General features: G+C 50.3%; 20 protein-coding genes. 11 read left to right on the top strand and 9 right to left on the bottom strand.

The genetic code is table 11. From position 1 onward, the window contains the following. The first annotated feature begins 61 nt into the window (after positions 1 to 61). The 7 genes from LQZ19_RS15700 to LQZ19_RS15730 all read left to right on the top strand — a co-directional run bounded on the left by LQZ19_RS15700 (position 62) and on the right by LQZ19_RS15730 (position 8395). Positions 62 to 295 carry a hypothetical protein gene (locus LQZ19_RS15700; protein WP_411048629.1) on the top strand — a complete coding sequence of 78 codons (234 nt, stop codon included), beginning with the start codon at positions 62 to 64 and terminating at the stop codon, positions 293 to 295. After that, the gene (locus LQZ19_RS15705; protein ID WP_411048630.1) at positions 270 to 719 is read left to right on the top strand and encodes a hypothetical protein; all 450 of its coding nucleotides are present in this window, start codon (positions 270 to 272) and stop codon (positions 717 to 719) included. The genes LQZ19_RS15700 and LQZ19_RS15705 overlap by 26 nt, the downstream gene beginning before the upstream one ends. Before the next feature lie 90 nt (positions 720 to 809). After that, positions 810 to 2807 carry an IS1096 element passenger TnpR family protein gene (locus tag LQZ19_RS15710; RefSeq protein ID WP_411048631.1) on the top strand — a complete coding sequence of 666 codons (1998 nt, stop codon included), beginning with the start codon at positions 810 to 812 and terminating at the stop codon, positions 2805 to 2807. After that, positions 2804 to 3295: a PTS sugar transporter subunit IIA gene (locus LQZ19_RS15715; protein ID WP_411048632.1), complete on the top strand. Its 492-nt coding sequence runs from the start codon at positions 2804 to 2806 to the stop codon at positions 3293 to 3295. The genes LQZ19_RS15710 and LQZ19_RS15715 overlap by 4 nt, the downstream gene beginning before the upstream one ends. Positions 3296 to 3355: 60 nt before the next feature. Beyond that, positions 3356 to 4699, top strand: coding sequence for a hypothetical protein (locus tag LQZ19_RS15720; protein WP_411048633.1), 1344 nt, complete (start codon positions 3356 to 3358; stop codon positions 4697 to 4699). 12 nt (positions 4700 to 4711) lie between these two features. Continuing rightward, the gene (locus LQZ19_RS15725) at positions 4712 to 5380 is read left to right on the top strand and encodes an HAD family hydrolase (RefSeq protein ID WP_411048634.1); all 669 of its coding nucleotides are present in this window, start codon (positions 4712 to 4714) and stop codon (positions 5378 to 5380) included. A 6-nt stretch (positions 5381 to 5386) separates the two neighbouring features. Continuing rightward, the gene (locus tag LQZ19_RS15730) at positions 5387 to 8395 is read left to right on the top strand and encodes a SpiroCoCo family coiled-coil protein (protein ID WP_411048635.1); all 3009 of its coding nucleotides are present in this window, start codon (positions 5387 to 5389) and stop codon (positions 8393 to 8395) included. 301 nt (positions 8396 to 8696) lie between these two features. Here the strand turns inward: LQZ19_RS15730 and LQZ19_RS15735 are convergent, their stop codons facing one another. The 6 genes from LQZ19_RS15735 to LQZ19_RS15760 all read right to left on the bottom strand — a co-directional run bounded on the left by LQZ19_RS15735 (position 8697) and on the right by LQZ19_RS15760 (position 12038). Next, the gene (locus LQZ19_RS15735; RefSeq protein WP_411048636.1) at positions 8697 to 8939 is read right to left on the bottom strand and encodes a hypothetical protein; all 243 of its coding nucleotides are present in this window, start codon (positions 8937 to 8939) and stop codon (positions 8697 to 8699) included. After that, positions 8932 to 9198, bottom strand: a complete 267-nt coding sequence (locus LQZ19_RS15740; RefSeq protein WP_411048637.1) for a hypothetical protein — start codon at positions 9196 to 9198, stop codon at positions 8932 to 8934. Before LQZ19_RS15740 ends, LQZ19_RS15735 begins: the two co-directional genes overlap by 8 nt. A 394-nt stretch (positions 9199 to 9592) precedes the next feature. Beyond that, positions 9593 to 10288, bottom strand: a complete 696-nt coding sequence (locus LQZ19_RS15745; protein ID WP_411048638.1) for an endonuclease III domain-containing protein — start codon at positions 10286 to 10288, stop codon at positions 9593 to 9595. Positions 10289 to 10297: 9 nt separating this feature from the next. After that, positions 10298 to 10771, bottom strand: coding sequence for a 2-C-methyl-D-erythritol 2,4-cyclodiphosphate synthase (gene ispF, locus LQZ19_RS15750; protein WP_411048639.1), 474 nt, complete (start codon positions 10769 to 10771; stop codon positions 10298 to 10300). A gap of 20 nt (positions 10772 to 10791) precedes the next feature. Then, positions 10792 to 11526 (bottom strand): IspD/TarI family cytidylyltransferase, encoded by a 735-nt coding sequence (locus LQZ19_RS15755; protein WP_411048640.1) that lies wholly within the window; start codon positions 11524 to 11526, stop codon positions 10792 to 10794. 8 nt (positions 11527 to 11534) lie between these two features. Then, complete coding sequence (locus tag LQZ19_RS15760; protein WP_411048641.1) at positions 11535 to 12038, bottom strand: CarD family transcriptional regulator; 504 nt, start codon at positions 12036 to 12038, stop codon at positions 11535 to 11537. Between the two features lie 372 nt (positions 12039 to 12410). Here LQZ19_RS15760 and LQZ19_RS15765 point away from each other — a divergent pair, with 372 nt between their 5' ends. The 4 genes from LQZ19_RS15765 to LQZ19_RS15780 are packed head-to-tail and all read left to right on the top strand — an operon-like array spanning position 12411 to position 14879. Next, positions 12411 to 12902: a hypothetical protein gene (locus LQZ19_RS15765; protein ID WP_411048642.1), complete on the top strand. Its 492-nt coding sequence runs from the start codon at positions 12411 to 12413 to the stop codon at positions 12900 to 12902. Beyond that, positions 12889 to 13473 carry a cobalt transporter CbiM gene (cbiM, locus tag LQZ19_RS15770; protein WP_411048643.1) on the top strand — a complete coding sequence of 195 codons (585 nt, stop codon included), beginning with the start codon at positions 12889 to 12891 and terminating at the stop codon, positions 13471 to 13473. Before LQZ19_RS15765 ends, cbiM begins: the two co-directional genes overlap by 14 nt. Further along, positions 13463 to 14143: an energy-coupling factor transporter transmembrane component T family protein gene (locus LQZ19_RS15775; protein ID WP_411048644.1), complete on the top strand. Its 681-nt coding sequence runs from the start codon at positions 13463 to 13465 to the stop codon at positions 14141 to 14143. The genes cbiM and LQZ19_RS15775 overlap by 11 nt, the downstream gene beginning before the upstream one ends. 19 nt (positions 14144 to 14162) lie before the next feature. Next, complete coding sequence (locus LQZ19_RS15780; protein ID WP_411048649.1) at positions 14163 to 14879, top strand: energy-coupling factor ABC transporter ATP-binding protein; 717 nt, start codon at positions 14163 to 14165, stop codon at positions 14877 to 14879. A gap of 42 nt (positions 14880 to 14921) precedes the next feature. Here LQZ19_RS15780 and LQZ19_RS15785 read toward each other — a convergent pair whose 3' ends face one another. The 3 genes from LQZ19_RS15785 to LQZ19_RS15795 form a co-directional block, all read right to left on the bottom strand. Next, positions 14922 to 15731, bottom strand: a complete 810-nt coding sequence (locus LQZ19_RS15785; protein WP_411048645.1) for a DUF4198 domain-containing protein — start codon at positions 15729 to 15731, stop codon at positions 14922 to 14924. 92 nt (positions 15732 to 15823) lie between these two features. Further along, a complete protein-coding gene (locus tag LQZ19_RS15790; RefSeq protein WP_411048646.1) occupies positions 15824 to 16492 on the bottom strand; it encodes an energy transducer TonB in 669 nt (222 codons plus the stop codon). Positions 16493 to 16526: 34 nt separating this feature from the next. After that, positions 16527 to 18836, bottom strand: a complete 2310-nt coding sequence (locus LQZ19_RS15795; RefSeq protein ID WP_411048647.1) for a TonB-dependent receptor — start codon at positions 18834 to 18836, stop codon at positions 16527 to 16529. Positions 18837 to 19295: the final 459 nt, after the last annotated feature.

Raw genomic sequence — 19295 nt, forward strand, 5'->3', positions numbered from 1 at the left:
GTTTTTTTTACACTTGCCTGTGTTTGAAAACCGGACTATATTGAGTTATGAGGATAGGTATATGCTGCAGGTTCAGATGTCTTTAGAAGAAAAGCTTAAAATTGGAGTTCAAGCAGTAGAACTCAGGAAACAGGGAAAGCATGAAGAAGCAGAGACGCTGATGAGGCAGATTCCCCTTGCGCCATATTTGGCAAAAGCTGCTAAAGAAACATTTGGGGTGGATGTTTTACGGCAGGGCGGATGGGACTTGTCAGAGGCAAATGAGGAATATGGACCAAATTGGCTTGGAAAATAACTTAATTAACTATGCCCAAAATATTGATATAGGACGAAAAGGTTTACGGATCCCCGGACAAGAGGCTGCGGGAAGGATAAACTACGAAGATGGTATAACCCGTTCAATCAGTATTTTTACTGATGCCCAGATTTCCGGTAATGCTGAACTCCTGATAATGGCTGAGCTTTATTTTTTGAAACAGGAGTTGAGTTTCTGTGAAGCCTCCGATACCCCGACCATATCAAGCCTTACACAGGCGATTCAAAGTTTTGAAGATGCCCTCCACACGGCTTGCATAGCCCACCGTACAAGGCTCGGTAATATGGACCGGGTACCGGGGATCAATCCCCTTGAGAAAGCTTTTTTTCAGGTACGGAAGGATAATATGACCGCCGTCCAAAATATCTATCTTGCTAAACAAAAAACAGCCTTGGGAGATTGATCGGTGTTTCCAGCAGTGTGGTGGTGAGCTCTATTCCTTAGCCGCAGCCTTGCAAAATACCCCCCTTCCGGTCCATAGTATAAGTAATACATGACTGAGAACCAGGAAGATGCGCTCTACGAATTTCTCGAGAATAACCGGGACCCCTTTACCCTTGAAGATGTGATGGGCTTTATCCGGCTTCTGGACTTTTCCCGGAATAACCGTTTGGCGGAGGAAATTACCGCCTTTATCGATTCTCAGAACATTGCTTTCCGTCTGGAACCCGGGAGATGGGTGTCCAGGCGGGGCTGTTTTGAGCCCCTGCACTTTGTTATCAGTCCCACCAGGCCGGAGCTGCTGAACGGGATACTGATTCCCGGGCATCGCTGTGTGCCCTTTGCCAATCCCATGCTCTATCCCCAGGAATACCGGTTTTTTTATAAGGGGAGTCAGATTCCCTTTTCCTCCATTGAGGGGCCGCCGGAGGAATTTTACCCCTATTACACCATTTTTGGGGAGGAATATGCCCCCGAGTATGTGGCTAAGGATAATCCGAATAATGAAAGCGCCTTTAACAGCGACCCCTATGAGGACCCGCCGGAAGTTTCCATCCAGACCCTGGATATGCGGAACCTCTACCGGGAACTAGCCTTTGTTCCCGGGGATCGTTTTGTGGTTCATACCCGGGACTGGAGGGAAGGCTATTTTGATCTGGAGCGGGTAGGGCGGGAGGAGTGGTCCAAGGTGGATCTCTATGCCTGGCTGGAGGCTGCCGAGGGGGGCTTTGAGGGTTCCTTTAAGTCCCTGGGGCCCGGCAGCCGTACGGAAGAACAGATCGCCTACGCCTACTGGTACGGCGGGAAACGGATGCGGGATGTACCTGCCTATTCTCTGGAGGATTTTCTCTACGAACAGACGGACCGAATCGAAACCACCCCCTACGGCATGGAAACCCGGTTCTGGTTTGCGGGGAAAGAGATTCCCGACCGGAATGAATTGGAGGGGATCAATGCCCAATCTCCGGTTGAAGAGATTTTAAGCCGAAGCGGGGCGCCCGTATCGGAATATGTGGTACAGGCCTATGTATGCGACGCCCTTTTCCGGCGGGACAAGGATATCTCTGCCCTGATGAAGCGGATCGTTCCCCCTTCGGTGGCGATAGAGGAGAAGGACCGGGAATACCTTACAAGGTTTGTTACCGAATTGATGTCGGAATTTGAACCCATCTATTCCCCCTTTAAGGATTCCGCCATGGGACCCATTCGTCAGCGTATGGGGGAGCTGCATACCGCGGTGATTGACCTGGCGGCCCGGCTCCATAAGGGGGATATTAACACTTCCTGGCTGCCCAAGCATACCTTCATCATTCTCTCCCAGATTAAGGACCATGCCGAGGGAGTTCTCGACGACCTGAATACGGATACGCCGCCCGAGGAAGATGAACTGGATGCTCTGGATAATTCCCTGGATAGCATGATAGAGACCTATGAGGATATCAAGGAATTGATAGATGACGCCCTGGACAGCTTTAGGCAAAACAACCTTTCGGTGGTGAAGCGTGTCAAAAGCGAGGGCCTTGAATGGCGGATCCTGCAGGTGAGCCTGGGGGGTACCGATGTCTGGCGCCGCCTTATCCTGCCGGAAAGCTGCCGCTTAAAGGAACTCCACGGGATAATCCAGGCCCTTTTGGGCTGGAAGGGTGAATATGCATACCATTTTGCCCTGGAGGAACAGAATTCCCGGGACCGGGGCGGTTCCGGGCGGCTGGAACTTGATTCGGCATTGGGAGAACTCGACCTTAGGGGGGGGAATTCCTTTTTGTATGAATACGGATCAAAGTGGACGGTGAAGATTCTGGTTCTTTCCCGGTACGAACCGGAAGAACAGCCAAGTATCCGCTGTGTGGCAGGGGCAGCGGCCGCGCCGCCCGAGTATATTGACGGCCCCATGCGGTTCAGGCGGTATATCACCGCCCTGGAACGGGGGGGGGTCGATGCGGAACGGGAATTGGCGCTCCGGGAACTCGGCCAGGATTTTAATCCCGAAGCCTTTGACTTGGATACCTGTAACCGTAAATTGGCATCGGTATTAATAGGGGAACAATGATGGACAATGCTATAGAGCCCGGTTTAATCGAACTTATCAAGCGGGGCGGGGGGTTTCATATCATTCCCGGCGCCGGTCCCCAGGAACTGTTGATCAACCTGATAGGGGGGATCTATCTTCCCCCATCGGTGGACAGGACGGTTCTGCTGAATGCGGTGCTGGAACGGGAAGCCCTGATGTCAACCGCCGTGGGAAGCGGTATTGCCCTGCCCCATCCACGGAATCCCCTTATTACGGATCCCGCCGAGCAGTTTGTGACCCTTGCGTATACGGAGCAGGGGCTGAACTGGGAAGCCCTGGACGGCAAGCCGGTGCATACGGTTATGCTCATCGTTTCCGCTTCCGCAAAGATGCACCTCCACACCCTTTCGCGGATCAATTTCTTCTGTCAGCAGGAATCCTTTAGGGCGCTGCTTGGAAGGCGCGCTCCTGAGGCGGATATTTTGAAGGCTATTGAGGAGATTGAACAGACCTGGAAAAATAGCTAATTGCTTGCTCTGCCCAAATTCCGTATAAATTGTCTTTTTTTGCCGATACTAGAAAAGGAAATGAATATCCCCCGGTTTTCGCGCCTGATAATCGTCCTTCTCGCTTTCCTGGGTACTTTGATCCCGCTGTCGGCGTTGGATCAACCCATAGCGCGTATACCCGACGATTCGTCCCTGCGTATTTCCCTGAAGGATTCCTGGTTTACCGAGGTTCCGTCGGTGGTGCTGAACAAGCGGCGGCTGCTCCAAACCCTGCCCGGGGGCGGGCGGGTCGAAGTGCGGGCCCAAGCGGCGGGGGATGAGTTTATGATCATCCTGGCCAGGGAGATGAACGGGTCCTTTCCCGGCTGGGCCCAGGGCTCCTGGGTTCTGACCCGGCGGCGGAACGATGGCGCCGCCCTACGGATACGGATTTTTCCCCAGAGCGATTTCAATACCTATGTTCAGTTCAGGCCCTTTTCGGAAGATAAGTGCGTGATGGACGTGGTGATCTACAATGCCTATGTGGTCAATTCCCTGCCGCTGCCCATCCCCCTGGAACGGCTTTTCGTGCTTCCCCTGGAGGAAGTCCTGGATCTGGCGAAGGATAAATTCCCCCGTCAATACTTTGAACCCCAGGTGGGTTCCTACCGGGATGTCCGGGAATTTATCGGCCGTTTCCGGGAACGGCTCCCCGAACTGAGCTTCCGGGACGATGGCGCCATAGACGAAAACGGCCGCTATGTGTTTATCAACGATCTGGCTGTCCAGGACGGAGAAGCGGGGCTTAACTGTTCGGGCTTTGCCAAATGGGTGGTGGATGGCATACTCAGGCCCCTCACGGGGGAACGGCTTTCCATCGGCCCGCTCAAAGCGCCCTTTGGGGAGCGGGGTTCCGGATTTACCGCGCCCTACGAGGAACTGCGGGATCCCTTCTTCGGCCTGGACTGGACCCGGAACCTGGCGTCTATTGCGGGAAAGGTACTTCGGGCGCCCGCCTTTGGGGATTTGGCGGAAATTGAAGTCCGGGACGCCCCTTTTTCTGCGGTGATACGCCGGGAACGGCAGGGTCCCGTGGTCCGCTCCTTCCCGGGCTACCTGAATGATGCGGGCTTCGATATTGAAGGTATTCATCCCCTGCTCTATACCCTGGCCATTGATGAGCCGGGCCGGATCTACCTGGCCTCGGTGAATGCCGAAATGGGCGCCCCTGTTACGGCGGATAACCCCAGGGGGCTTCCCCGGATGCGTCAGTACTTCCATGTGGCGATCCTTATCCCCTATTTTAACGAGTACGGTAATTTCCGGGTGGCCATATTTGAAAGCGCCGAGGAAACCCAGTTTAATGCCTTTAAAACCCGGTATCCAAGTAATCATAGTGTCAATTTAGTTCGTATCCCCGTAGAAACCTCCTTTGATCCATAGTATAAAGGTATTATGAGAGAGGATATCCGCGGGGTTGCCTTTGATTTGGATGGAACCTTCTACCCAAACTATCGCTTTTATATACGTCTTATCCCCTTTATTCTGAAGGAGTGGCGGTACCTTCTGGCCTTTGGTAATGCCAGGACAACGCTGCGAAAAACCTTTCGGGATGGAAACTTTTATGATCTTCAGGCCCATTTTATGTCGGAAATCCTGAAAAAGGACGGTACGGTAATCAAGGATCGGACGGAAAAGATCATCTACCGGGGCTGGGAACCCCTGTTTAAGAAGGTAAAGCCCTATCCCCATGTCCGGGAAACCCTTGGCGCCCTCAAAGCTGCGGGGCTTACCCTGGGGCTCCTTTCGGATTTTCCTGCGGAACTAAAGCTGGAATACCTCGGCCTGCATGAACACTGGGATACGGTGATCTGTTCCGAACATACCAACCGCCTAAAACCGGACCCGGCGCCCTTTCTGGAGCTTTCCCGGCGTATGGCCCTGCCGCCGGAGCAGATACTCTACGTGGGGAACAGCGTGTCCTATGATATTGTGGGGTCTAAACAAGTGGGAATGAAGGCCGCTTTGATCAGTTCCCCTTTAAGAACGCATCGCCGAAATACGGGTAACGCGGATTTTGTCTTTTCTGACTATCGCCAATTACGCGAATTTGTGTTAGGTTAGAAGTAAATGAGCTTTTTTACGGTTGGAAATCTTTTAACCCTTGGCATTGTTGCCCTGGCCCTTCTTCTCTTCCGTCAGCTCGACAAAAATAACCGGTCCCTGGATAAGCTGCGCAAATACGGGGAGCGGCTTAAGGAAGACCTGACGGATTTTGTGATACAGAAAGAAGCTGCTGTCCGGGATTACGGGGTAGCCCTGGATGTCCATCAGAAAGCAGCTAAAGAATTGATGAACCGGCTCCAGGTAAGTGATGAAGATTTGGCCGCCAAGACCGAGATGGTGGCCGAGCTTAATGAAAAAATAAAAACCTACGACTCAACCCTTGGTGAACTGGTCCGCATGACCGTGAGGGTACAGGAAAATCTGAACCGTATCCAGGATGAATCATCCTTTGTGGAGGGTGTGGGTAAGCGGGTGATCGAGGCCAAGGAAAAGCTCAGCTCTATGGAAAAGGGCCTTACGGACCTGGAACTGCGTTTTGAACGGGAAAACGCCGATTCCCTGGAACAGGCTTCGGCTTCCATGATTGGGGCGGTCAAATCTACCGTATTGGATCTTCAGGCCGCTGCGGAAACCATTGAACGCCAGGTAGAGGATCACCGGGAAGCGATAAACAAGGTAGAGCAGGACCGGGCGGCAAACATTGCCAGGGATGTGGCTGCCGTCGAAAAAACCCTGAAGGAAGCGGTGGAGCAGGCGGGGTTCCGGGCGGATAAGATGGAAGAAGCCGCCCTGGTGAAGCTTCGGGAGCAGGCCATGGAAAGGGTCCAGCGTTTCCAGACCGTGGTGGAAGAAAAGCTCCGGGTCTACCAGGAGAGCAGTAAAGCGTATCTCACGGACATACAGGGTGTGGCGAAAAATATAAAGGAAGAGTGGAAGACCGATCATGCGGAAATAGTACGGGAGCAACGGGTCTTTAAAGAAGACTGGAAGAATGATATCCAGGATATAGAAACCCAGCTTCGGACGCTTAAGGATCTGGAAGTCACTTCCGCCGGGAAGGCCGCTGAGTTGGAAGGCCGTTTAAAGGACCTGGATGGACAGACCACCAACGCTGTTGGTCAGATGCAGCAGCGGCTCTCCAAGACCATTGAAGAGGAAGGCCAGAGAGCCCTGGAAGCTGCGGATGCTAAACTTGATGAATACCGGGCAGCCCAGGCCCGGGAGTTTGAGCGTCTGGGATCCCTGTCGGATGATGCGGCCAATCTGGACGGGGAACTGCGGCGGCATATGCAGGAAACGGAAAACAGGGTACGCCGGGACTTCTCCCTCTTCGAACAGGACTTCGCCAATACCCGGAACGCAGTCTCTGCGGAATTTACCGCCGGTCTGGATGCCCTTAGGGGCGATATTTCGGCGGTGGACAGGGAATTGGCCCGGCTTAAGGAACAGACCTACGATACGGTATCGGATAAACTCAAGGTCTTTGAGGAAGATTTTTCTGCGGACCTCTTCCGCCGGCGGGAGGACTTTGACGCCCGGCTTGACAGATGGAAGGACACCCTGGATACGGAACTGACGGCCCTGGCGGAGGAATCCCGGGAGGAAAGGCGGAAGCTGGAGAGTACCTTTAGTGAGGACCTGAAGCGCCATTTTGCCGACGAAGACGCCCGGCTTGTTTCTGAATTGGAACATCTTAAGGCTGAGTCCGGCGCTTTTGAAGAGGGGATACGGAATCAGATGGTCCAGGCGGATGAATCCCTGGATGCTCTGAAGAATCAGCTTGATCGCAATCTATCTGACGCCAGGGATACTGCGGAATCCGCAGTTAAAGCCGAGCTTGGCCGCTTCTCAGTTTCCATGGCGGAAACTTTTAAACAACAGCAGCGGGAAATTGAGGGGGAGCTTAAGAAGATTTCCTCCCAGGTAGAATCCCGGAGCGGGGAATTCGGTGAGCAGCTGGATGAATCCCGGCGGCGCATTGAAGAATGGCAAAACAAGTTTGGCGGCCAGATGCGGGAACTGGATACATCAGCGGATGAATACCGCCGGAAGATTCGGGACCTGGGTTCCGTCATCGAGAATCTCCGGGAAGAAACTGCAGCCCAGCGTACCGAAACCTTTGCCCATACGGATGAGCAGGCAAAGATACTGGATTCGGCTATCAAAGATGCGGACCGGCGTATCAAAGAATTCCTCACCCAGACCAAGCTCTTTGATCAGGCGGAGGAACTGAAGTCAAATCTGGAACGGAAGATAGAAGATCTCCGGGGCGATCTGAACGGCCTGGATCAGCGCCGCACCGAAGCTGCGGAGCTGGAAGCAAAATTCGTTAGAATCAAGCGGCTGGAAGAAGATGTGGATGCCAAGATGGTCGCCTTCCAATCGGAGAAGCGCCGTATTGAACTTATGGAAACCGACTTTAACCGGCTGCTCCAGACATCGCAGTCCGTAAAGGAAAAGCTTACCGAGGTCAGCTCTTCCGATGATACCCTCCAGGCAGTCCAGGTACAGATCCGCCGCCTGGAAGACTCCCTCTCGGATGCGGAAGAGCGGTACCAGCGGATAGAGAAGAAAAACCAGACCCTGGAAGAGACCAACGCCGGTATAGATGATAATTTCAAGGCCCTCCAGGAAGCGGAGAAGGCGGTACAAAAGGTTCACGGAGAAATGCAGCGTCTCCTGGATGAACAGGAAGAACTCCGTGCTTCGGTAGAAAAACTTTCTGCGGAAAACGCCAAGGTCCGGGAAGCTTCGGATAAAGTTTCTTCCCTGGATACGCTCCTCATCACCATTGAACAGCGCATGGATAAGCTGCAAACCGTCCGGGAATCCCTTGCCAAAGCGGAGACCCGGTTTGAGGAAATTAACAAGAGTATGCACGCCCAGTTCAAAGCCTTTACCGGCCTGCTCAAGGATGAACCGGGAAAGATTAGAGGAGCGGCCCCCATTGGAACCCGGGAAACGGTAATAAAACTAAAACAGCAGGGCTGGGCGGTTGAAGAGATTGCGCGGACAGTAAAACTATCGGTTGGCGAGGTGGAGCTGATATTGGAGATGGGTTCTAAAATCTAGCTTCGCCCCCTATGGACCCGATTGGGTTACCGGGAACGCACTAAAACTATGTATGGGGGCCTGCCAGCTGGAGAAAATATCAGGAACCCCCAAAGGGTCCCCCTGATATTTTCTCCACTGTCACCCCCGATAACTGATCCTGTTGTGCGTTCCCGAGCCGCTTAAGGGGTCCATAGGGGGCCGGCGCTACAGGCTGAACCATCACCAATAGTGTTAGCGCTTGCTTGGGCTGTTTGGGAGGGCGGTGCTACGCTGAACCGTTCTCGATAGTGTTAGCGCTTGCTTGAGCTGTTTGGGAGGGTTATGCCGAAGTTTTGGCGGCTATTTTTTCTCGTACCAGTTCGCCGATGATTTCAGTCTGGGTCTTGTGGGTGACTTCAGACTGCACTCGGAGCCAAGTGGCGGAAACTTGGTCCAGAAAAATGAGGGTCTCCCTTTGATGCTGTGCAAAAAAGCCGCCAGTTCCATCGCCGGACACTTTGGGCGGGTTTTTCGTTACCTCTTCCTCCAGGGCTTCGTATTCGTCGTCAGTTAAGTCAGGCATTGTTTTTCCTCCGGTCAATGAACGGCAGATAGGTATTCCGGCAGGGCATGGCGTGGAATACCCGTAACTTTTGTTCATCAACTACATTATACATAATTTCCAACGGATTGCCACTACGGTCAAAGCCAATCAGCAGGTACTTGTCCGTAGAATCGTCCCACAAATCGTCATATAACCAGTTGGTGATGGCATGTCTAATGTCTTCCTTGGTACAATGGTGCTTGAAAGCTGTATGAACGTATTCAATGACGATTTCCACATTCAGAGCATACTACAAATTCCGGCAGTATTCAATTCTACGCGTAGAATTTATAAGGTGCAGTAAGGATGAAAGAACTAAGGGTTTTTTATCATATTTTATTCCCCTGGGAGGACCCTATACTTCGTACTGTGCGTTCCCGAGCCGCTTAGGGGGGCGCATAGCACTAAATACCGTTTGGAGCTTAGTTAAAGCATAATTTGGCGAACCGGCCGGTGAAGCCATGCGCCTAGGAGGCACGGAAGCACACCTACAAATAGTACGGAGTGGGGTGTCAGGAAGGAAACGTATGGAGGGACCCTTTGGGAGGCCCCATACGTTTCCTTCCTGACAGGCCCCCCCTACCAATTGTGTGCTTTCGAAAACCCAGTATGCGCATGGCTTCACCGGGGTGTTACCGTGCGCGGTCTACTCCGACCTTCTCACAATGTCCGGGCATGATGCACTGCGAACAGAATGGCGATATGGGGCGGCAAACACGCTGGCCGTAGAGTACTAACAGCATATTTATGCGCTTCCAGTATTTTCGGGGCAGGATATCCCGGAGTATCATTTCTGTTTCTTCCGGGGTCTTTGACTGTAAGGCGCCTAGGCGGTTAGTAATTCTGTGTACGTGTACGTCCACGCAAATTCCATCCATGTCGAAGGCTTCGGTAAGTACCAGGTTGGCGGTTTTTCTTCCTACACCGGGCAGGGCGAGGAGGAGGTCCATGTCTGCGGGAACTTGTCCACGGTAGGTTTCTATGATGATGGAGGCTATTTTTTGCAGGTTCTGCGCCTTGGTGTGGTAGAACCCCACGGGGTAGATGAGCTTTTCTATTTCTTCCGTTGTCAGTTTCAGGAGCGCTTTGGGGGTGGGAGCTTTTTTCAGAAGGGCCTGGGAACGGACCAGGGTTACTTCGTCCTTGGTACGCAGACTCAGGATGGTGGAGGCTAATACCGCCCAAGGGTCCCGGCGGTACCGTTCCGCCACGGTACTTACCGAGGGGTCCCCGCTGTCCGTTGCGGCTTCATCGGCCTGGGCCATTTTCCGCCATTTTTCCAGGGCCTTAACGATACCATCCCAGTCCGTCGTTTTGCTTTTTCCCATATACTTCACCTATTGTTCCAACAAACAAACCGCCAGGGCTTCTATTGCCAACCCGGCGCCGATACTATCCAAGCCTTCACCGGTTTTACCCTTTACAAAAACTGCTTCCGGGGAAACACCAAGCGCCGCTGCCAGGGACGAGCGGATTTTTTCGCGGTAGGGAAGGAGCTTCGGCTTTTCTGCGCTCACCACGCAGTCCAGGTTTACCAGCCGCCACCCTGCGCCATGTACCGTGTTCCAAGCCGTACCCAGGAGTTTCATGGAATCCGCGTCCTTCCATTTTGGATCAGCGGGGGGAAACAGTTCCCCGATGTCCCCTAACCCGGCGGCTCCAAGCAGGGCGTCTATCACCGCGTGGACCAGAACATCCCCATCGGAATGTCCCAACTCCCCCTTGTCTGCGGGAATCTCCACACCGCCCAGCAAAAAACGCCGCCCCTCAACAAGCCTGTGTAAATCCCGCCCTAATCCAATTCTAATCACCGTGCTTCACCCCGTCCTTTTTAAAGATCCTCCGGAAAGGTAATCTTTCTATTTTTAGGCGATCCTTCTACCACCGCCACAGGGCCGATGAATTCAGCCCAGACTTCGGCGTCGTCGGTATACTCGTAGTTTTCCCGTGCTTCCCGTTCCGCCGCCAGCTCGTGGGCCCGGAGTATCTCCCGGAAGGCGAAGCCCTGGGGGGTCTGGGCGCCGCCCACGGAGGAACGCCGCAGGTGACGGGTTACAAACCCGGCCTTGTCAAATTCCTTTGGGGTCTCGGTCAGGGGAAGCAGGGGTACCACCGCTGAATACCGCAGTACCGCATCGATGGTCCGTTCAATAAGCAGACCGTCCACCCAGGGCCGCCCGCCGTCATGGATGAGGACATAGTCCGGATTGTAGGCCGAAAGCATGGCCAGGGCGCGGTGAACCGATGAACGGCGGGTGGGGCCGCCGGATGTAAAGAGAATACGGGGCCTGCGGCCTGCATTTAGGAGGGAAGAGGAGGGTAGGGCGGAACGAGCCGCCGCTTCTCCGGAATCAGGGTTCGCCGGAACAATGATGACAATTATCCCGATACGGGGATTAGCGGCAAAGGCGCCCACCGCCGCTCCCAGAACGGTCAAGGGCCGCCCCTGGGCATCGTCGATACCGGGACCTAAGGGACGGTATTCCTTTTTAAGGCCCCCCCCCATGCGGTTTGAAGAACCGGCTGCGGCGATCACCGCGGCGATATTCGCACCGGGTCCACCCATGATTCAGGCTACTTGGATTCCAGGCGGGCAAAGATCATGGTTTCCACCTCGTCCTTGGGCTTGCGGAGGGAGAAAGAAACCTCGTCCTCCAGCAGTTTCAGGGCGGAATCGTAGAGTTTCCGTTCCAGGATGGGCAGTTCCTTGACCTTGCTCCGGTGGTAGAGGGAACGGACTATGGAGGCAATATCCATGACACTGCCCTTCTTCAGAAGGTCCAGATTCATCTGATACCGGAGTTTCCAATCCGAAGGTATGGGTTCATAGTCCTCGCTAATCAGTTCCAGGGCCTTTTGGGCCTCTTCCTTGGGGACAATAGCCCGAATTCCCAGCTTTTCGGCCTTATCTACCGGGACCATGATGGTCATATCCGATACTTCAAGATATATGACATAATAAGGAATTTGCTCATGCTTGAATTCCTTCTCTCCGATTGAAAGAATGACACCAACCCCCTGGCTGGGGTAGACCACCTTCTGATCAACCTGGAATGTCCTTGCGGCTGCTTTGTTCATTACCAATCAGTATAGCATAAAAAATGATACGTGTGAATGGGTATACCCCCGGGTCGAAATCCGGATAGGCAATCTGTCATTGGGGTGGTTCCGCCCCGGATTATTTTTCGGTTAGTGCGTAATACCCCAAAGGGGCTTTGGACCGATGCCATGTGTGCCCTATTGACATAAAGGGCATTTTAAAACAACATGTAACATCCCATGAAGTGATGGCTTTGTTCCATGATGGAACCCTTAAGCTGCGGAGATGAACTCCTATAACAGGTTTTATCCGATGAAACCAATAATACTCTATTTATAGGAGAGAAAAATGGAAAAGTCTCTATTCCTCACTGAAGCCAACCTGGCTGCAATAGCAGGGCTTAAAGTTAAATGAGAGTCCGTAATATTTGTGTTCTGTTCTGTTTGGCGGCTCTTTTTGTTGTTCCGCCAAACATTTTTGGTCACGGCGTGGAGATTTATGATCTGACAAGTGAGGACAGGGCTGTTCAAACTATCCGTTTTCAATATAGTACAGGCGAGTCCATGTCTTTTGCCAAAATCAAAATTTTTCCGCCATCAACTGCGAAAAATAATGTGGAATCCCTTGTTTCAATAAGCGACAGGAATGGTATTTTTTGTTTTATCCCTGATGAGGTAGGGGAGTGGCGGGTGGAAATTGAGGACGGTATGGGCCATAAGGGAAGCATCATGATAAATGCCGGCCCTGCGGATCAGACGCCTTCTTCGGCCCCCGAAACTGCGGCGGGTAAATTGCCGCTTCCCACCGGCATAATTCTGGGGCTCAGTATCATTCTCAATATTTTCGCCATTTGTTATTTTATGGGCAGGGTGAAAACAGGAGGGGTTAATGCACATCAGTGAAGGGGTGTTGTCGCCTCCGGTACTGGCGGCAGGCTGGACTCTTGCGGCGGGAGGGCTGGCCATCGGGTTAAAAAAGACGCCGGTGGAAAAGCTTCCTGAAACAGCCCTGGTCTCCGCAGTACTGTTTTTAGCATCCCTGGTCCATGTTCCAATCGGCCCTTCGAGTATTCACCTGACGCTTCTGGGGCTTGCAGGAATTATGCTGGGCTGGAGCGCCATTCCGGCGCTTTTTATAGCACTTTTTCTGCAAGGGCTGCTGTTTCAGTTCGGCGGAATTCTCTCCCTGGGGGTGAATATGGTTTCCATGGGGGCGGCGGCTATAGTGGGATACTATGTTTTCCATGCCATACCGGCCAAGGCAAAAGCCCTGGGCGCCTTTGCCGGAGCTTTCACCGCAGTATTGACCGGAACGGTTATTGTAGTAACGGCGCTGTTTCTTTCAGCTAATGACCTGAAGGCCGCAGCCGCCCTTCTATTTGCGGCTAACCTGCCCCTTGCCGCAGTGGAGGGGGTGATATCGGTTTTTATTGTCACATTCCTTTCAAAAATGATACCTTCCTATGTATCTTGACCGGTTTGAATTTAAAAAAGATTTATTAAAAGGCTTTGACGGAAGAGGCCGGTTCATAGCGGTACTTTTTCTCATTGCCTCCTTGATAAATTCAAATAATGAGCTTATTTTGATATCCGCAATTTTATTATGCTTAGGTTTTTTAATTCGTGAAATTCGGGTAGTATTTTCCCGTCTGCTGCCGGTAAACATGATGGCCCTGGCCTTATGGCTGCCTGTTTTTTTCGGCGTTAAAGTGAATGCCGCCCTTTTATACACCCTGAGAATAAATGCCGCCGCTTTACTGTATATGTGCTTTATCATTCCCATGAGTATAAGCACTGTTGCGTCGTCATTGACAAAATTAAAAGTTCCGTCCAGACTCATTTCACTCTTTATATTGACATATCGGTATATCTTTTTGATGCAGGAACGGTTCCGGACGGCGCAAAAGGCGATGCGTCTGCGTAATCCCATGCACAATGATACCTGGGTTTGGCGTTCCTTGTCGGCAGTTTTTGCAAGTTCGCTGGTCAGCGCTGTTTTTCGCGGTCAAAAAGTCTGGACAGCCATGTTGGCCAGGGGATTTGATGGTAACTTCCCTGTTACTATTGCGTTTAAGTGGAAATTGCGCGATACGGCGCTGCTCGCCGCCAGTGTTATATGTTCGTTCTTTGTTCTGATATACTGATACAAGCGGAGGAAATGTGATGGGACAATTACTGTTAAAGCATATATCCTGCACCTATGACGAAACCAATATTTCCCTTGATGATATAAATCTTTCCGTTGAAAAAGGGGAGAATATCTGTGTGCTTGGTTCCAACGGATCGGGGAAATCAACCCTGCTGCAAATAATCGCATCCTGTGTTAAGCCGTCGGGCGGAGAGATATTTATTGACGATATTTTGTTAAAGCCGGGGGTAAATAACGGAAAGACGGGAATCGTTTTTCAGGAACCGGACAACCAGTTTTTTATGCCCACCGTTTGGGAAGATGTTGCGTTCGGCATACTCAAAAAGGGCATGGCGATCGAAGAGGCCCGTACCCTTGCCGTCAAGGCGCTTAAAAATGTTGAAGCTGAAGAATTAGCCGACAGGCAGCCCTATAAACTTTCGGGAGGCGAAAAGCAGCGGGTGGCCCTGGCTTCAATTCTCATCATGGACCCGGAAATTCTGCTCCTGGACGAGCCGAGTGCAGCCCTTGATCCCCGGTCCCGGAAAAACATCATCAGCATCCTGAAAAACCTAAATAGCACAAAAATAATAGCAAGCCACGATCTTGACCTGGCCCTTGATTTGGCGGACAGAATAATTTTCTTACACAAAGGAAAAATTGCCGCAGATTGTCCTGCGCCGGGTCTATTGTTGAATGAAGCCTTTTTGCAAGGCATAGGCATGGAATTGCCCCTGAGTATTAAAGTGTAAATATCAATACTTCGGCTTTGGTGATCCGCTGCCTTGCCTTGACTATTTCCGAACGGTAAAGGACACCCACGAATTATAAGATTCTGCATCATAGGCAGGATTATCCTTAACTTCGCCCGAGTAAAGGGTTTTTATTATCCATACGTCTTTTGCGCCCTGCACATTCGGAATATTTATGGTAACAAGCCCTTGTGCATTTGTTTTGATATCCTTAACGGCCCATGCTTCCGCGTCCTTGGAATTGTAACTCTTATATGTCGAAAATATATTTGCATCACAGAGAGGCTGGCCGTGTAATAAAACCTTAAATACCGCAGGGCTGCCAATAGCAATATCAGCCGGATTTGTTACCGGTACAATTTCGAGCGGCAGACCAAGAGGCCTGGAAAAAGAAGTGTCCTGGGAAGAGGGGTTAATATAGATTTTGCACCAGTCTTCGCTAAGGAATGTGTTAATAATCGTAAGGCCTAATGCTTTTATGGTTGCCTTCGTCCCTGATTTATTCCCGGATGTAGTAGTATTTGAAAACCGGGCACTGCTATTAAGCAATACCGTACTGGGTGCGCCGGTCGGCAATGTAAAGGATTGGCTCAGCAGGTTAAGTGTCTCGTTTGCGGTAGTAGTTATCTTGACATCGGTGAGATTGTTATTCTGTAATACATAAAACCCGCCTGGCCGGGGTATTCCTTCGCCTGCGATAAGATGATGTGTAGAATACGAATATACCGGAACGGTATCGCCCGGTCTAAAATCTTTTATATCCCCTATTGTACCGAACCATTCATGCGCGCCTATTGTACCACCGGATAAGAAGACACATAAAACACTAAACAGAAAAATTGTCCTTTTCATTCTTAGTTCTCCTGATAAATAATATGATCTTCAATAATGAAAATCTTTAATGCTATAAAGGAGTTGTAAAACGTCAATTTTGAAACCGGCCTTTATGTCAATTTAAAAGAAACAGGTATAGTTATTTTTACCCGTGTCGTTGGTTTGCGAAATGGCGAAGCGCTGTTCACCGCACGTTGCGCTTCGTCATCAAGCAGTCTGTTTCCACTGCTTCTACGAACCGTAGTATCGCTTATGGAACCGTCCGTATTTATTATAAAAGCAATTTCTACAATCCCCTGTATTCCGGTACGTTTTGCCTGTGACGGATATATCAGTTCGTTCAATACACGCCTTTGTATATAGTTGTAATTACTTTGTAAATAGCGTGAAACTTCGGCATTATTTGTCGTCGTTGCCGTTGTCGTTACCGTGCCGCTTCCCGAATAAGCGCCTGTTGTTTCTTCGATGACTTCGGAAATAGCTTCTCCGGTAACTTCAGGAGTAACAGGTTCTTCTTCTGTCTCAACAAGAGTCTCCGCTATTTCTTCTTGAACCGGAATTATTTCAGGCGGCTTTTCTTTCACCTGCGGTTTTACCGTTATTTTAGGTCTGGGCGCTTCTTCTTCAAATTCAGCGATATTTATCAGACTCATAACCGCGGGTTCTTCGATCTGCAGAGAGATGCTTTTAGAAGTAAAAACGACACAGAATAAAATTATTATATGAAGCGCGGCAGAAATAATTATAACACCAAGCTTTATTTTTTTATCAGTTTTCATTATAATTTCCTGCCGCCCTTACATATAAACTGTTCTAGAATTTCGCTCCAAAGGATATGTTGAAGCTGCGCCCTGCGGCCGGCATCCACTGCGTTGTATAGTAAAGTTGGTCCATAATATTGTGAAATGAGATGGAAGCCGAGTAGTGCCTGGCAATATCGACAGAAATACCAAGATGCAGAAGTACATAATCGTCAAGATATGTTCTCCCTGCCGCAGTCACCAGATTAGTATCGCCGCCGACGAACCTTGTGCCGACATATTCAAAACGAGGCATGATTCTAATATTTTCGACCGGACCCAGATTTTTGCCTGCAAAGGGTGATATACTAAAATAACCATTTGTTGTGAGCAGGGGAGAACTTCCCATAAACTCATAAGAAGCAGCATTGGGACTTGTTTCGGCGTGTAGAATTTTGTACTGGTTTATGGCGAAGGACCCTCCCAACGTAAAGTAGTCGTTCAGAAACATTTCTGTTCCAAACTCAAAACCATAGTACAGATTTTCGTCAATATTCTGATTTTGTCTTTCGTAGCCATCAGGATCGCCTACAAGCGTAACGGTTGCGATTTTGTTCAACTCATAATTGGTATAGATCGCGCTTGTTATGCGGATATGGTCAAGAAAATACCCCTTGTAACCGAATTCAAAATGATGAACCTGCCGCGGTAACAGGTCCATATTGGGCTTTAAGTCATTACCGCCGGTAGGGTTTGGGGTATCAGTACCCTCGGCGCCTTCTTTATCGCTAAATGAAGCGAAGCGGTTTTTCTTGGCATAGGTAAGATGTAGTTCGTGTTGTTCTGTTAGATCGTAAAACAAACCGGCCGTCCACTGGGGTATGGCGTTGAAACCGGCAATGTCAGATTTTTGCGGTGTACGTTTTTGCTCTTGGCTAGAGATACCCCATCTGTCCATTTTCTGCGGATCCATCATATCAAGACCGAAGCCAAGGATTACCGTAAACGGATCAAATGGGTTTGCCGTGTATTCGGCCCCGGCGAACCATAGATTATCCGTAAATGATTTTGTTTGATATTTATCCGTATGTTCAGGTTCTGCCCTAATGCCGAACGCGCTGCCGCTATATTGATCATAGTCGTTCTGTCTGAACTGTACCGACGCCTGAATTTTATTCCGATCATTGATTTCATATCCGCCATCAAGGTTTACACCAAAAGTGTACGTGTTGAGATCACCTATGGTATACTGGTTATTCAAGTACTGGGGCCAAACCGTCCTGGTCGAACCATAGTAATTAGTACGATCCGAAGGAGGAGTCAGAGAATATTGTCTCTGAGTATACAGATTAAAATATCCATGGAGTCCCAGGTTGAACTTTTCCTGGGTCCATTCAGCATGGAGAGTAGCGTCATGCCTATCGCGATACGGATAGGCTCCCATCAAAATGTAAGTATCTGTTACGCCGGCCGGTACCCCGTAGCTCGTACTGGTCGTCGGGTTTCCCGCTCTGGGAGGCGCCCATCCGTCAGGCAATATTTTTCGTGATGAATAAGCATAGCTTGTCCAGATATCAAGCTCATCAAGCGGGTTGACGCCTGCCATAATATTTGCACCAAAGGTATTCGCATTCGTAAATATTCTATTTCCTTTTTGCTGCGGATCGCCGCCGTCTGATGGATCTCTGGAATTCAGCGGTTCATAATCGTCAGACAGTCTCCAATGATCAACATATTTCTCCTGGATGCCTGCCCGTGCATAGAACATACCCAGGCGGGTACCAACCGTTACCGTGTCGGTATTTGCGCTAAATCCTCCGGCGTCAAAATCAAAACCGGTTCTGGCGCTGAGTTCAAATTTCCGCTGAGGCTTTGCGGTCCGTACCATTAAAACACCAGCCATGATATTGGGACCGAGAAGCACCGAAGAATAACCCTTCGCGACATCTATACTCTCAAGCCCTCCGGTAAGTATACCCGCATAGTCTATACGTCCATTAGTACCGTAGCCGCCAAGATCCGATATCGGAACGCCGTCTTGCATAATGGTCATAAAGTCGGTACCGTGTCCGCCGCCGCCTATACCCCGCAGGCTGAGTCCACCGGTATCGGTGGCGGCGTGTCCGCCGTTTTCTACAATACCGGGAATCCATCTCATCGCCTCAAAAAGATTCGTGTCGCCGCGTTCGATCATCTGTTCCTGACTTATATGTTCCGCTGTTTCTTTTTTTGCTTTGACTTCTGCGACCGGTAGGACTATTTCATCATCATCAGATTGTACCGCAGTGGATTGACCGGGAATTGGGGGAGAATTGTCCTGTCCAAAAACCTGGACGGACAAAACCATCAAAAACGCACATAAGGAACAAAACGCCTTTTTCATTACGCACTCCATGAGTTAAATGTGAGATAAAGAGTTTCATTCTCTTGGGCGGACAAAAGTGTCCGTTTATTCCTTGCTATGGAACTGTCATTTGGAAAGGAAATTAACCCATTCATGGAGATTGGCAGGCGCTTACAAATATATAAGCGTGTTTTTGCACCGGGTTTCGTACCCGATAGTGAAAAATATCATACTAAAAAATTTATGTCAAGCATTTCTGAGCACAAAATTCCGTATTTTTTTTAATGAAGTACCGCGGCCTCTTGTTTTTTTCATGGTAATGGTGTAACGTATTTAAGGTATATAGAGACTAAATTCATCCAAGGGGGAACTTATGGAAAATTATCGTGCAATTTCTTGTATTATAAATAATTATACCCCCCCCCCCCCCCCCCCCCCCCAAAAAAAAAAAAATTTTTTTTTTTGAAAATGTTTATTATATGTTATAATGATGAAGGG

The organism is Treponema primitia (assembly GCF_046533075.1).
Taxonomy (GTDB): domain Bacteria; phylum Spirochaetota; class Spirochaetia; order Treponematales; family Breznakiellaceae; genus Termitinema; species Termitinema primitia_B.